Source organism: Tardiphaga sp. (assembly GCF_028290495.1).
Taxonomy (GTDB): domain Bacteria; phylum Pseudomonadota; class Alphaproteobacteria; order Rhizobiales; family Xanthobacteraceae; genus Tardiphaga.
Window position 1 is genome coordinate 37,270 of the sequence record NZ_JAQGJT010000059.1, and the last position, 14,216, is coordinate 51,485.

General features: G+C 65.1%; 13 protein-coding genes. 7 read left to right on the forward strand and 6 right to left on the reverse strand.

Annotated elements, in window-relative coordinates; all coding sequences use genetic code 11:
* Positions 1–84: 84 nt before the first annotated feature.
* Positions 85–462, reverse strand: a complete 378-nt coding sequence (secG, locus tag JWQ24_RS11405; protein ID WP_299807692.1) for a preprotein translocase subunit SecG — start codon at positions 460–462, stop codon at positions 85–87.
* Positions 463–658: 196 nt separating this feature from the next.
* A complete protein-coding gene (gene tpiA / locus JWQ24_RS11410; RefSeq protein WP_299807694.1) occupies positions 659–1,414 on the reverse strand; it encodes a triose-phosphate isomerase in 756 nt (251 codons plus the stop codon).
* A gap of 328 nt (positions 1,415–1,742) precedes the next feature.
* On the opposite strand from tpiA, the gene JWQ24_RS11415 reads away from it, so the two are divergent.
* From JWQ24_RS11415 to moaC, 4 genes are all read left to right on the forward strand, one after another.
* Positions 1,743–3,656, forward strand: a complete 1,914-nt coding sequence (locus tag JWQ24_RS11415) for a peptidylprolyl isomerase (RefSeq protein WP_299807696.1) — start codon at positions 1,743–1,745, stop codon at positions 3,654–3,656.
* A gap of 99 nt (positions 3,657–3,755) precedes the next feature.
* A complete protein-coding gene (gene trpD, locus JWQ24_RS11420; protein WP_299807698.1) occupies positions 3,756–4,775 on the forward strand; it encodes an anthranilate phosphoribosyltransferase in 1,020 nt (339 codons plus the stop codon).
* A 3-nt stretch (positions 4,776–4,778) separates the two neighbouring features.
* Complete coding sequence (gene trpC / locus JWQ24_RS11425) at positions 4,779–5,594, forward strand: indole-3-glycerol phosphate synthase TrpC (protein WP_299807700.1); 816 nt, start codon at positions 4,779–4,781, stop codon at positions 5,592–5,594.
* 111 nt (positions 5,595–5,705) lie between these two features.
* A complete protein-coding gene (gene moaC, locus JWQ24_RS11430) occupies positions 5,706–6,227 on the forward strand; it encodes a cyclic pyranopterin monophosphate synthase MoaC (RefSeq protein WP_299807702.1) in 522 nt (173 codons plus the stop codon).
* A gap of 432 nt (positions 6,228–6,659) precedes the next feature.
* Here the strand turns inward: moaC and JWQ24_RS11435 are convergent, their stop codons facing one another.
* From JWQ24_RS11435 to JWQ24_RS11445, 3 genes are all read right to left on the reverse strand, one after another.
* The gene (locus tag JWQ24_RS11435) at positions 6,660–7,874 is read right to left on the reverse strand and encodes an ABC transporter substrate-binding protein (RefSeq protein ID WP_299807704.1); all 1,215 of its coding nucleotides are present in this window, start codon (positions 7,872–7,874) and stop codon (positions 6,660–6,662) included.
* A 65-nt stretch (positions 7,875–7,939) separates the two neighbouring features.
* A complete protein-coding gene (locus JWQ24_RS11440; RefSeq protein ID WP_299807706.1) occupies positions 7,940–8,263 on the reverse strand; it encodes a 2Fe-2S iron-sulfur cluster-binding protein in 324 nt (107 codons plus the stop codon).
* A gap of 9 nt (positions 8,264–8,272) precedes the next feature.
* Positions 8,273–9,529 carry a cytochrome P450 gene (locus JWQ24_RS11445; protein ID WP_299807708.1) on the reverse strand — a complete coding sequence of 419 codons (1,257 nt, stop codon included), beginning with the start codon at positions 9,527–9,529 and terminating at the stop codon, positions 8,273–8,275.
* A 114-nt stretch (positions 9,530–9,643) separates the two neighbouring features.
* On the opposite strand from JWQ24_RS11445, the gene JWQ24_RS11450 reads away from it, so the two are divergent.
* From JWQ24_RS11450 to lexA, 3 genes are all read left to right on the forward strand, one after another.
* The gene (locus tag JWQ24_RS11450; protein WP_299807710.1) at positions 9,644–10,147 is read left to right on the forward strand and encodes a MarR family transcriptional regulator; all 504 of its coding nucleotides are present in this window, start codon (positions 9,644–9,646) and stop codon (positions 10,145–10,147) included.
* Positions 10,148–10,490: 343 nt separating this feature from the next.
* Positions 10,491–11,699, forward strand: a complete 1,209-nt coding sequence (glp, locus tag JWQ24_RS11455; protein ID WP_299807712.1) for a gephyrin-like molybdotransferase Glp — start codon at positions 10,491–10,493, stop codon at positions 11,697–11,699.
* Between the two features lie 162 nt (positions 11,700–11,861).
* Positions 11,862–12,599: a transcriptional repressor LexA gene (gene lexA, locus JWQ24_RS11460; RefSeq protein WP_299807714.1), complete on the forward strand. Its 738-nt coding sequence runs from the start codon at positions 11,862–11,864 to the stop codon at positions 12,597–12,599.
* Here the strand turns inward: lexA and JWQ24_RS11465 are convergent.
* On the reverse strand, positions 12,593–14,216 hold a 1,624-nt coding region (locus JWQ24_RS11465; protein ID WP_299807716.1), incomplete at its 5' end, for a ComEC/Rec2 family competence protein. The genes lexA and JWQ24_RS11465 overlap by 7 nt on opposite strands.

The following is a 14,216-nucleotide window of genomic DNA, read 5'->3' on the forward strand; positions in this document are numbered from 1 at the left end:
ACGTGAAAATTAAAACGATTGCAGTCCCTTGATGGGGACTGCTGATGCAGGACGGTAGGTTTCGTCCTGCATGGCGTCCCTGCATTATTGCGAACGCGGTGCCTGCGGGCCGCTCGGAGCCTGCGGTTCGTCGGCCTTCTTGAGCGAATCAAGCAGGCCACCGGAGGTCGGCGGCGTCAGGCCGCCCGGCTGCGAAACCGGTGCCGAGGTGCCATTGATGATCGAGGTCGGCTTGCGCTCGTAGCCGGCCAGCCAGGACAGAAACAGGCTGGTGACGAAGAAGCCAACGGCCAGAATACCGGTGGTCCGGGTCAAGAGGTTGGCCGTGCCGCGGCTCGACATGAAGCCGCCACCGCCGCCGCCACCGACGCCCAAGCCGCCGCCTTCGGACTTTTGCAAAAGCACCGCCGCGATCAGGGTCGCAACGATCATGAGATGGATGACGATAATGACGCTTTGCATCGGGTCCTTCCATCGCAAGCACGCTGCGCCGCTGGCCGGCTGCATTCGTCACTTGCGGGGTTTGAAGTCGAGGGCTGTCTACACGATTGCACAGGGGATTGTCACCCCCCGAGGGGCAGGAACGAACCGACAGACCGGCCGTCCGCGGATTGACCGACCAGTTGGTCGAGCCGGCCCCGCAACTCAGCTGAGCAGATCACGGACACCCCGCCGCAATTGCCAGGAAATCCGTAGCTTTCAGGCTTGCGCCGCCGACCAGGGCGCCGTTGACGTTCGGGACGGCCATCAGCTCAGTGGCGTTGGAGGGCTTGACCGACCCGCCATAGAGAATGCGCATCTTGCTGCCCTCGCCTTTGAAGCGCTGGATTAGATTTTCGCGGATAAACGCATGAACTTGCTCGATATCTTTCGCGGTCGGCGTCAGGCCGGTGCCGATCGCCCAGACCGGTTCATAGGCCACTACGACACTGGTGGAGGTGGCTCCATCGGGTAGCGAGCCAGCCAGCTGGGCGCCGCATACATCCAGCGTTTGGCCGGCGTCGCGCTGCGCCTGGGTCTCGCCGATGCAGACGATGGCAACCAATCCGGCGCGCCAGGCGGCCTGCGCCTTCTGCCGCACGACGGCATCGGTCTCGCCGTGGTCGGCGCGGCGTTCGGAATGGCCGACGATGATCGCGCTGGCGCCGAGGTCGGCGAACATCTCAGCCGAGAGATCGCCGGTGTGGGCGCCGGAGGCCTTGGCGTGGCAATCCTGCGCGCCGATCTGGATCTTCGATCCGACCGCCACCACCGCCAGGGTCATCACCAGGGTCGCTGGCGGGCAGATCATCAGGTCGGCCTTGCGCCAGAGATCGCCCTGCCCCGACATCATCTGGCTGAATTCGCCGATGGACTCCTTCAAGCCATTCATTTTCCAGTTGCCGGCAATCAGCGGCCGAATGGCGTCAGTCATGAGGAAGTCCTGCGGTAAGAGGAAGACGCTGGGCTAACAGAGCATGCGGATTTGCTCAAGCTCAGCCGTCCCTGTCGGCGGCCGCGAATGCGGCGCCGGCCAGACTGCCGCCGCGGCCAGCGGTCCCGGCAAAGCGACATCGCGCTGGCGGCTCCGATTCGGGGCTCCGGACTGCCGAAAGCCGAAGCTCCGCTTCAATCCGCCCCGTTCCCCCCGGTTGCGACGCGGCTTCTGCCACTTTATGGTGCGCGTCCCATCCGGCGACGCCCTTTTGCGGATTCTGCGGCAGGCGCGAGCTGGTTCCCCTCCTGACAAATAAGATGATCCCATGCTTCGCGGAATGCGCAACGCCTCGAAAAACTGGCTCGGCAAGACCGTCATGACCTCGGTGATGGTGGTGTTGATCGGCAGCTTTGCCGTGTGGGGGATCCAGGACATCTTCAAGGGCTATGGCAAATCGACGCTGGCGAAGATCGGCAGCACCGAGATTTCCACCGAGCAGTTCCGCCAGCTCTATACCGACCGGCTGCAACAGATCGGCCGCCAGTTCGGCCGGCCGTTGACCTCCGACCAGGCGCGCGCCTTCGGCGTCGACCGCCAGGTGCTGCAACAGGCCGTAGCCGAAGCCGCCCTCGACGAAGACGCCCGCCGCCGCGGCCTCGGCGTGTCCGACGCCGAGGTGATGCGCCAGATCGTGGAAGATCCGAACTTCAAGGGATCGACCGGCACCTTCGACGCGCCGCGCTTCCAGCAGCTGATCCGCTCGCTCGGCTATACCGAACAGCGCTACATCAGCGAGCAGCGCAAGGTCTCATTGCGCCGCCAGATCGCCGGCACCATCACCACCGGCTTCGAGCCGCCGAAGACGCAGATCGAGGCGCTCAGCCGCTTCCAGAGCGAGCAGCGCACCGTCGATTACGTCAAACTGGAAGCCGCCCAGGCCGGCGCCATCGAGACGCCCTCGCCCGAGGCGCTCGCGGCCTATTTCGAGGACCACAAGACGCAGTTTCGCGCGCCCGAATATCGCAAGGTCGCTTATCTCGTCATGACGCCCGAAGAGATGGCGAAGTGGGCGACGGTGTCCGACGACGATGCCAGAAAGGTGTTCGAGCAGCGCAAGGACAAGCTCTCGACGCCGGAGCAGCGCCAGATCTCACAGATCGTGTTCCCGAATGCGGAAGAAGCCGTGGCCGGCCGCGCCAAGCTCAGCAACAGCTTCTCGTTCGACGACCTCGCCAAGGAGCGCAAGCTCAGCACGGCCGACATCGATCTCGGCATGGTCGCCAAGGCCGGGATCATCGATCCCTCGGTCGCCGACGCCGCCTTCTCGCTGGCGTCGGACGCCATCAGCCAGCCGATCGCCGGCCGTTTCGGGATCACGCTTATCAAGGTCGGCAAGGTCCAGCCCGGCACCGAGCCGAGCTATGACAGCGTCGCCGTCGCCCTGAAGCGCGATCTTGCGCTGGAGCGCGCCCGCGCCGTGGTCGCCGACATGCACAACAAGATGGAAGACGAACGCGGCGGCGGCGCAAATGTCGTCGATGCCGCCAAGAAGCTCGGCCTGACCTCGGTCACGATCGACGCCGTCGACCGCTCCGGCCGCACGCCGGACGGCCAGCCAGTGGCCAACGTGCCCACTGGCTCCGACATCGTCACCAAGGCGTTCGCCAGCGACGTCGGCGTCGATAACGAAGCCATCCAGCTTGGCGGCGGCTACGTCTGGTTCGACGTACTCGGCGTCACGCCAGCCCGCGAGCGCCTGCTCGACGAAGTCAAGGATCAGGTCGCGGCGCGCTGGCGCGACGACCAGATCACCAGCCGGCTGCGCACCAAGGCCGACGAGATGGCGAAGAAGCTCGCCTCCGGCGCCAAGCTGGCGGACGAAGCGACAGCAGCCGGTCTCAAGGTCGCGACCTCCGCGCCGTTCAAGCGCGACGCCAACCCGCCAGAGCTGTCGCCCGGCGTGGTCCAGTCGGTCTTCCGCAGCGCCAAGGATGACGCCGGACAGGCGCCGGGTGCGACCTCCAGCGAGTGGATCGTGTTCCGCGTCACCGACATCAGCGCGCCGCCGGTCGATCTGGCCTCGGCCGAGCTGAAGACCCTGAAGGAGACCCTGCAGCGCGGCCAGACCGACGAACAGGTCGCGCAGTATGTCACCCGGCTCGAGGCTGTGATCGGCACCAAGATCAACCAGGAAGCCGTCGCTATCGCTACGGGCGCAGCAGCCGCCGATACGAACTAGAAACCAACGCCGTCATGGCGACCCCGGAGAAACGTTGGCCGGGCCAACGTTTCTCCGCAAAGGTCTTCGCCACGTCGGGCGAATTACTGGAAGCATCTGATGGATAATCTCAGGGCAATCATTGCCAAGGTCGCCACTGGCGCCACGCTGTCGCGCGATGAATCGGCGACTGCCTTCGACAGCATGATGTCGGGCGAAGCAACGCCGTCGCAAATGGGCGGGCTCCTGATGGCCTTGCGTGTGCGAGGCGAGACCGTCGACGAAATCACCGGCGCAGTGTCGGCGATGCGAAGCAAGATGCTGCGCGTCACCGCGCCCGCAGGCGCGGTCGATGTGGTCGGCACCGGCGGCGACGGCTCCGGCTCGGTCAACGTCTCGACCTGTGCCTCCTTCATCGTCGCCGGCTGCGGCGTGCCGGTCGCCAAACATGGCAACCGCGCGCTATCATCGCGCTCCGGCGCCGCCGACGTGCTGGCCGCGCTCGGCATCAAGATCGACATTACCCCCGAACAGGTCAGCCGTTGCATGGCGGAAACCGGCATCGGCTTTATGTTCGCGCCATCGCATCATCCGGCGATGAAGAATGTCGGCCCGACCCGCGTCGAGCTGGCCACCCGCACCATCTTCAACCTGCTGGGTCCCTTGTCCAATCCGGCCGGGGTCACCCGGCAGATGGTCGGCGTGTTCTCGCGGCAGTGGGTGCTGCCGCTGGCGCAGGTATTGAAGAACCTCGGCTCGGAACACGCCTGGGTCGTGCACGGCTCCGACGGGCTCGACGAGATCACGCTGACCGGCCCCACCTTCGTCGCAGCGCTGGAGAACGGCAACATCCGTTCGTTCGAGATCACGCCGGAAGATGCCGGCCTGCCCCGCGCCGGCCCCGACGCACTGCGAGGCGGCGATGCGCAGGCCAATGCCATTGCGCTGCAAAGCGTGCTCGACGGCAAGCCCGGCGCATTCCGCGACGTCGCTGTGTTCAATGCCGCCGCAGCACTGATCGTCGCCGGTAAGGCGAAGGACCTCAAGGAAGGCGTCGCGATGGGCCAGAAGTCACTCGACAGCGGCGCGGCGCTGGAGAAGCTCAAGCGCCTCGTCGCGGTCTCGAACGCAAAGGACTGAGTTATGTCCGACATCCTGAGCAAGATCGAAGCCTACAAGCGCGAGGAAATCGCCGCGGCCAAGCGCTCGCATCCGCTGGCTGAAATCGAGGCGCTCGCCAAGACCGCCTCTCCGCCGCGCGGCTTCATGACCGCGATCTATCGCAAGCTCGACAAGGGCGACTTTGCGCTGATCGCCGAGGTCAAGAAGGCCTCGCCTTCGAAGGGCCTGATCCGCGAGGACTTCGACCCGCCGTCGCTGGCGAAGGCCTATGAGGCCGGCGGCGCGGCGTGCCTCTCGGTTCTCACCGACACGCCCTCGTTTCAGGGCCATCTCGATTTCATGGTCGCCGCGCGCGACGCGGTGAAGCTGCCGGTGCTGCGCAAGGACTTCATGTTCGACACCTACCAGGTGGTGGAAGCCCGCGCGCATGGCGCCGACTGCATCCTGATCATCATGGCCGCGCTCGATGACGCCGCCGCCCGCGACATCGAGGACGCCGCCATCGCGCATGGCATGGACGTGCTACTGGAAGTCCACGACCAGCCTGAGCTGGAGCGCGCGCTGAACCTGCGCTCGCCGATGATCGGCATCAACAACCGCAATCTGCGCACCTTCGAGACCACGCTGAAGACCAGCGAGACGCTGGCGCCGATGATCCCGAAAGACCGCCTGATGGTCGGCGAGAGCGGCATCAACGCTGCCGCCGACCTCGCCCGCCTCGAACGCGTCGGCATTTCTACGTTTCTCGTCGGCGAAAGCCTGATGCGGCAGGCCGATGTGACCGCGGCAACCAAGGCACTGCTGAAGCGCGCGGATACGTCGATAGCGTCGAACTAACCGAGCGCGGTTCTTTCCCCGCTCCCGTTGCAGGAGAGGAGGGATCGAACATGCGAAGCGGATTCGAGGCTGCGCCTTTTTTGGAAACCTACAATCCGGGATATTGAGACCATGGCCAAAAAGTCGAAGCGCAATGCCGATACCCCTGCCCTGACGCACATCGATGCCGCCGGCGAGGCGCATATGGTCGACGTCTCGCGAAAACCTTCAACCGAGCGCATCGCGGTCGCCGAAGGCGTGGTGATCATGAGCAAGGCGACGCTGGAGCTGATCGTGTCCGGCAACGCCAAGAAAGGCGACGTGCTCGGCACCGCGCGGATCGCCGGCATCATGGCGGCAAAGCGCACCTCGGACCTGATACCGCTGTGCCATCCCTTGATGCTGTCGAAGGTCACGCTCGATATCGAGCCCGACAAGAAGCTGCCGGGCTGCCGCGTCCGCGCCTCCGTGAAAGTCTCAGGTCCGACCGGCGTCGAGATGGAAGCGTTGACCGCGGTGTCGATCGCCTGCCTCACGATCTACGACATGATCAAGGCCGTGGAGCGCGGCGTCAGCATCGAGGGGATTCATCTGATCGAGAAGAAGGGCGGCAAGTCCGGCCACTATCTTGTGACAGATAACGACGCCGACTGACAGCGCCCGGAGCGAAATGATAGCTCGGCAAAGACACGGCTTCTGGCTTGCAAAGAAAAAACCGGGACCGCCCGCGAGCATGGGGGTGAAAGCTGCGGCCCCGGGCCACATCAATCGATCAGGCGGGAGGATCGACATCCGACCGGCGAGCGTGGCGGGATCAGAACTATCAAACGCCGCGCGGCGATGTGTGAATGCGATTTACATAGCTACCCGGCGGGGGAATGATCTTGCGGGTAACCTAAACGCGCCGGGCAACAGCGCATCGCGATCGTCAGCGCGAACTAAGCTTCCCGGATTCAGCACCGTCCAGCATCGTGGAAAGCCGCAGACCCAACCGGCGATCAAGATTGGGCACACAGCGGTTCACACAAACCCACGCGCCGCCGCCGGTACCAGCGCAACGTATTTTGGTACCGGCGCAGGTCGCAATTATTTGATCATCGGACAGCCACCGTCCGCGATCGGCCGGAAAGCCTTTTCCGCCGGGATTGTGCTCAGCAGCTTGTAGTAGTCGTAGGGATACTTCGATTCCGAGGGTTTCTTGATCTCGAACAGATAGACCGGATGGATCACGCGGCCATCTGCGCGGATGGCGACTTCGCCGAACAACTTGTCCTTGCCCTTGAACGTCTTCATCTGCGGCACGGCATCCTTGGCGTCGTCGCTGCCCTTGGCGGCGACGGCATTGAGATAGGCCAGTGTCGGCGCGTAGACGCCGGCCTGGTTGCCGCTCGGCATCTTGCCGTTCATCCCCGGCCGCTGTGCGAACCGCTTGGCGAAGGCTCGGGTGTCATCATCCATGTCCCAGTAGAACGATTCCGTCAGCAGCAGGCCCTGCGCCGCCTTCAGCCCCATGCCGTGGACGTCGTTGATGAAGATCAGGAACGCCACCAGTTTCTGGTCGCCGTCCTGCATGCCGAACTCGCCGGCCTGCTTCACCGCATTGATGGTGTCGGCGCCGGCATTGGCGAGCCCTATCACCTTGGCCTTGGAATTCTGCGCCTGCAGCAGCAGCGAGGCGAAATCCGACGTGCCGAGCGGGTGCTTCGAGGAGCCGAGCACCTTGCCACCATTCTTGTTGATGTAGTTGGTGGCCTCCGCTTCGATACCCTGCCCCAGCGCGTAGTTCACCGTGAGGAAGTACCAGTCGCTGCCACCACGCTGCATCATCGCCGCCGCGGTCGTGTTGCCGGTCGCCCAGGCGTCGTTGACCCACTGGATCGTATTCGGCGAGCAATCCTTGCCGGTGAGGTCGGAACTGGCGGTTGAGGATGCCAGGAACGTCATCTTGGTGTTCCGCGCGATATTGTTGACGGACAGGCCCACCGACGAATTCGGCACGTCCACGATGGCATCAACCTTGTCAACCTCCAGCCATTTTCGCGCGATGCCAGAGCCGACGTCGGCCTTGTTCTGGTGGTCGGCGTAGACGATCTCGACCTTGATATTCTTGCCACCGCCGTTGAAGTCCTCCGCCGCCATCCGCGCGGCCTCCACCGAGCCCATGCCGTTGGTGTCCTGGAACACGCCGGAGATATCATTGAGCACGCCGATGCGAACGACATCATCGGATATCTCGGCCTGCGCTGAGCCTGCGATCACGACGGACGCCGCCGCCGCTAAAACTGTCTTGAAAGCATTCATCGTCTCTTCCCCTCTGGATTTGAAAACGCGGCCCCGGACGTTGCCGGGCGCGGTGGTCGGTCGAACTACACTTGCCGTTCCGGGAGCCGCAGCACGAGGCCGTCGAGTTCCGGCGTGATGGTGATCTGGCAGGACAGCCGGCTGTTGGGCAGTCGTTCGGTGGCGACGCCTTCCAGCAATTCGTCCTCGTCGTCACTGACAGGACCGAGCTTGCGGATCCAGTTCTCGTCCACATAGACGTGGCAGGTCGCGCAAACGGCGCTGCCGCCGCATTCGGCGACGATCTCGTCAATGCCGTTGCTCATGGCCGCCCGCATGGCGCTGTCGCCCTCGCCAGCCGCGATGCTCTGCGCGCGTCCGTCAGGATGAATGAAGGTAATGCTTGGCATCAGAAATCCTCAGGCCGGCGTGAAGGTGACCGGCAGGCTGTCGAGCCCGCGCAGCGTGTTGTTGAAGCGGCGTTTCAGAGGGCCGGTGATCTCGATGCGCGCGACCTTGCGTGCCAAAGCTGCCAGCAACACTTCGCCCTCCAGCCGCGCCACAAGTTGTCCGACGCACATGTGGATGCCGGAGCCGAAGCCAACATGGCCGGAGGTCTTGCGGGTGATGTCGTAGCGATCGGGGGCATTCCAGCGCCTGGGATCGCGATTGGCGGCGGCGAGGAACATCAGCACCTTCTCGCCCTCGCCTATCCGGCGGCCGCTGATCTCAACCTCGCGCGTGGTGGTGCGAAAGAAGGTCTGCACCGGGCTCTCATAGCGCACCGCCTCCTCGAAGGCGTTGCGCGCCAGCGAGACGTCGGCGCGCAGCCGCGCGAACTCTTCGGGATACCGCGCCAGACAATAGATTGCCGCTCCGATGCCGTTCACCGTGGTATCAAGCCCGGCAGACAGCAGCGAGCGCACCAGCAACGGCGCCTCCGTCGCGGTGATATCGCCGCTATCCACGCGCGCATGAATGCAGGCGCCGAAGCCACCCGGCGCCAGATTCTCGCGCTGGCACTGCGCGGCGACATAGGCTTGATGCGGCGCCGAGCGCGCAATCGCCTCTTCGCGCAAAGCGTTCGGCGGCCCGAAGGCGTTGAACACCAGCCCGGCATAGGGCAACAAGTTCTCGCGGCCCTCCTGCTGCAGCCCCATTGCATCGGGAAACACCGACAGCGGATAGGCTTCCGCCAGATCGGCCACCGCGTCGAAGCTGCCTTTCGCCAGCAGTTCATCGACCTTCGCCTCGGCGGCGGCGGCAAAGCCGTCGCGCAACTGCTTCATGACCGCCGGCGACAACACCTTGCTGAGCACCGCGCGCGTGCGGGTATGCGCCGGCGGATCAGCTTCCAGGATAATGCTGGCCGGCCGCCACGGCTTTTCCTTGGCGAAATCGCTCAAGCCCGCGCCGCGGCTGGAGCAGAACGTCAGGGGGTCGTTCAGCACCGCGTATACTTCCGCGTAGCGCGCCACCGCGAATACGTTCCATTTGTTGAGATACACCACCGGTGCCGTCTCGCGCAGCAGCTCGTGGGTGGGATACGGATCGGCGAAGAAGTCGAGCGCGAAGGGATCGACGTCGAGGCTGGGAATGGCGGACGTCGCATCATCGATCACGGTGTGCGGCGCGGGCGTGCTGTGGCTTGCTTGCGCCGGGCTCGGTGTGGTCATCATAGCCTCCCGAATTTTGTTGTTTGCTATTTTGCCGTGTATCTCTATGTCTCGTTCGCGCCGGTGCGCCGACCCACCCGGTCAATTCAACATGGCAGGCGGGACCTTCACGGCATGAGCAGAAACGGAACGAGCAAGACCGCGAAACCGAAGCATGCGGCGCCCGGCCAATTGCTCGATCTCGAGCGCTACGTCCCGGCCTTCGTCACCTTCATCGCCAACAAGCTGTCGCGCAGCGCCACCGCGTTCTACCAGAAGCGTTTCGGCGTCAACGTCACCGAATGGCGGATCATGTCGCTGCTGGCGATCGAGCCCGGCATTCCCGCGTCGCGGATCTGCCACGTCATCGGCTTCGACAAGGGACCGGTGAGCCGCACCCTCGCGCTGCTGCAGGGCCGCGGCCTCGTCGCTATCAATACCGATCCGAATGACGGCCGCAGCCACGCCATCGCGCTCACGGCGAAAGGCAAGGCCACCCACGATGTGGTGATCGTCGCCGCGCTGGAGCGCGAGCAAAAGCTGCTGTCCTGTCTCGATGCCGGCGAGCGCGAAGTATTGATCGACCTGCTGCGGCGCATTCACAGCAATCTCGGGGCGGTGACGGAACAGACGGAGTAGTTCGTTCGGAACAATCGGAGTCGATGGGCGTGCCGCCGCGCGCGCGTCCTCGGTTCCGGACCCGCGCATGCGGTCCATCATGGTCCACTCCATGCAGGGCGCGGCAGTTCAACTGCTCTGGGATGCGCCCTCGGATACAGGCTCTCACGGATTGGTTGCCTCGGCAACCAAAAATTCAGCGGGCGGCGATGCGGCGACGCACCACAACCGAGCACCTGATATGGAGCAATGCCCGCTCCGGCCATATCGCATCGCGCGCTTGCGGGCTGACCGCGGTTCATGTCACTTCGCCGGACGATGCCGCCACAGCGGTCACCACGCTCGGACTTCTGGAGAATGACTGATGGCCTTGATGCCGGTTGCAGGTGCGTTGGCCGCGGTGCTCGCGGACGCCGACGCGCTGCCCGAGGAGATGGTGGCGCTGGAGTCCGCGTATCACCGCGTGCTCGCGCGTGACGTCGCGTCGCGGCGGACACAGCCGCCGCAGGCGATGTCGGCAATGGACGGTTACGCGGTGCGCACGACCGATGCCGTCGTCGGCGCACGTCTCACCGTGATTGGCGAGGTCGCGGCCGGCCGACCGTTCGAGCGCGCGCTTGGCGAAGGCGAAGCGTTGCGCATTTTCACTGGCGGCGTGGTGCCGGATGGCGCCGACGCCGTCGTGATCCAGGAAGACACCACGCGCGACGGCGCGATTGTCATCGTGAACGAAGCCGCCAGCATGGCGAAGCACATTCGTCCGGCCGGCGTCGATTTCAACGAAGGCGACGTGCTGCTGCGCAAGGGCCGCCGGCTCACCGACCGCGACCTCTCGCTCGCCGCCGGCATGAACCATCCGGAACTGCCGGTGCGTCGCCGCCCGGTAATTGCGGTGCTCGCCACCGGCGACGAGTTGGTGATGCCTGGCGCTATCCCCGGCCCCGGCCAGATCGTACTGTCCAACGGCTTTGCGCTGCGCGCGCTGGCGCGCGCAGAAGGCGCCGACGTGATCGATCTAGGCATTGCCGCCGATACGCTTGAATCCACCACTGCGGCGATCCAGCGCGCCATCGATGCCAGCGCCGATATCCTCGTCACCACCGGCGGCGCCTCAGTCGGCGACCACGATCTGGTCAAGCAGTCGCTGGAAGCCGCCGGCGTCGAAATGGCGTTCTGGCGGATCGCCATGCGCCCGGGCAAGCCGATGATGAATGGCCGCCGCGGAGAGATGCGCGTGGTCGGCCTGCCCGGCAATCCCGTGTCGTCCTATGTCTGCGGCTTCCTGTTCATGGTGCCGTTGATTCGCGCGCTGTTGGGCCGCAGGGACGTGAATCACGCGATCGAATCGGCGGTGCTCGGCCGCGATCTTCCGGCCAACGATCAGCGCGAGGACTATCTGCGCGCCACGCTGATTACCGGCGACGGCGGCGCCGTGATAGCAACGGCGGTGACCAAGCAGGACTCCTCGCTGTTGGGAAATCTCGCTGCCGCGCAGGGACTTCTGATCCGCAGGCCGTTCGCGCCGGCGGCGCTGAAAGGCTCGCTTTGCGAATTCATGCGGCTGCCGATCTAGCTGCTTGCCATTTTGTTGACGGGAAATTAAGCGTTGCGGAACACATATGGAACAGATAGTGTTCGTTCATGATTTGTTTCGAGACGATGCGGCGATTGCCTCATCCTGAAACCGACTGATACCGATGCGGCGGCTGAACCCGTCAACGAAGGATGGCTCCAGATGCTCACGCGCAAACAGTATGAACTTCTGAAATTCATCGACCAGCGCCTCAAGGAAGCCGGCGTGCCACCCTCCTTCGACGAGATGAAGGACGCGCTCGATTTGCGCTCCAAGTCCGGCATTCACCGTCTCATCACCGCGCTGGAAGAGCGCGGCTTCATCCGCCGGCTGCCGAACCGCGCCCGCGCCATCGAGGTGATCAAGCTGCCCGAACTCGGCGTCAGCACCGCAGCGCCCGCCGCCGGCCGCCGCGGCTTCACGCCCAGCGTCATCGAAGGCACGCTCGGCAAAGTTCGCCCGATGTCCGGCAACAGCAATAACAATCAGGGCGGCGACATCGACGACGACAGCCGCCGCTCGGTCTCCGTGCCGGTGATGGGCCGCATCGCCGCCGGTACGCCGATCGAAGCGCTGCAGACCCGCAGCCACACCATCAGCGTGCCGCCCGACATGCTCGGCTCCGGCGAACATTACGCGCTCGAAGTGCGCGGCGACTCGATGCAGGACGCCGGCATTCTCGACGGCGACATGGCACTGATCCAGAAGAACGAGAGCGCTGACACCGGTGACATCGTGGTCGCTTTGATCGACGAGGAGGAAGCCACGCTGAAGCGCTTCCGCCGCCGCGGCGCCTCGATCGCGCTGGAGCCCGCCAACACCGCCTACGAAGTCCGCATCCTGCCGCCCAACCGGGTCCGGATTCAAGGCAAGCTGGTCGGCATCTATCGCCGCTACTGAGCGACGGCCTCATCGGCCAGCACGTCGGCCTCGGGCGGCGTCGCATCGACCGGGCGGCTAACAGGCCGGCTTGTGCCAGGTGACGGCTCCGCCGCGTCGACCGCCGCCGGCGACCACGGCCGATCGACGCCTTTCGGCCGGATTGCCGTAGCCGTGAAACCGTTCCCGTTTCTGCGCAAGATTATCGCGCCGCTAATGCGCAGGCTTTCCGCGTCCATCACCTGAGCCGCGCAGTCCACCGGCGGCTGCTTCAACGTAACGATCAGCGCGGCACGCACGCAATCATCCGCGAATGCCTCGGGCTGCAACACCAGCGCCGCCAGCGCGCCGTCAGCGAAATGCGCGACGCAGCCGATGTCGTCACAGGCGACGCCGTCGCTTAAGGAGGCGTCGTTCGACAACCGCGCATCGGCGTCGGCGGCAAGCCACTCTTTCAACAAAAACGCGTCCTTCGCGCTGCGCATCAGATGCAGCCGGCCATCGCGGCCGCGCACCGCGACGTTGTGGCCATCGCCAGATATCAACACATCCGGCGGCTTCACCGCGAGCGCCCAGCCAATCGACAGCGCGAGCACGCCGGCGCCGGTCCAGCGGAGCGGCGTGCGCAGCAATCCGAGCAGGATGATCCCGGAGGTCGCGGCGATCAGCGGCCCCTGCCCGAACGCCGCCATCCGCCCGATCGCGCCCGGCAGTGCCGCGACCCATTGCGTCACCACGATCATCCAGAGAATGCCGACATCCATCAGGCGCCAGAACACGCCGTCAAAGCCGAACGGCATCGCGGCGAGGCCCAGCAGTCCGGCCGGCATCACCAGAACCGAGACCACCGGCATCGCCAGCAAATTGGCGAGCACGCCGTAGGGCGTGATGCGGTGAAAATGGAACGCGGCATAGGGCGTTGTCGCCAGCCCAGCGACCAGCGAGGCCAGCGCAAGCATGGCAATCTCGCGGCCGCCCCACAATGCGGCGCGCGCCGTGGCGGAATGATCCGGCGACGCCAGAAGGATAGGCATGCCGCCCTGCACCAGGGCGACAAGGCCCAGCGTCGCGGCGAACGACATTTGAAAACTCGGATGCACCAGCGCTTCCGGCATCGCCAGCAGCACGATCATCGCCGCCACCGCCAGCGTGCGGAACGTCACCGCACGACGATCGACCATGACCGCGATCAGCACCACCGCCGTCATGAAAAACGATCGTTGCGTCGCGACCTCGGCGCCCGACAGCAGCAGATAGAAGGCGGCGGCCACCAGGGCAGCCACCGCCGACCATTTCTTGATCGGATAGGCTGCGGTCAGCGCCGGAAACAGCGCCAGCAGCGCCCGCACCGCAAAGAACACGACGCCGGCGACGACCGCCATGTGGTAGCCCGAGATCGACAGCACGTGGCCGAGGCCGGAGATGAACATCGCATCGTTGACCGGCGTCGTGATCGCATCGCGGCGCCCGGTCAGAAGCGCGGTCGCGATCGCGCGCCGGTCGCCGTCGAGCACGGTGCGGATCCGCGCGTCGATCGCATCCCGCAGGTTCTGCATCACGGCCGAATAGCGCAACGCCCATCCGCCGGCGGCCGGCGGTTCCGCGGTCCTGATCGCGCCCATCGAGAAGCCGGACGCT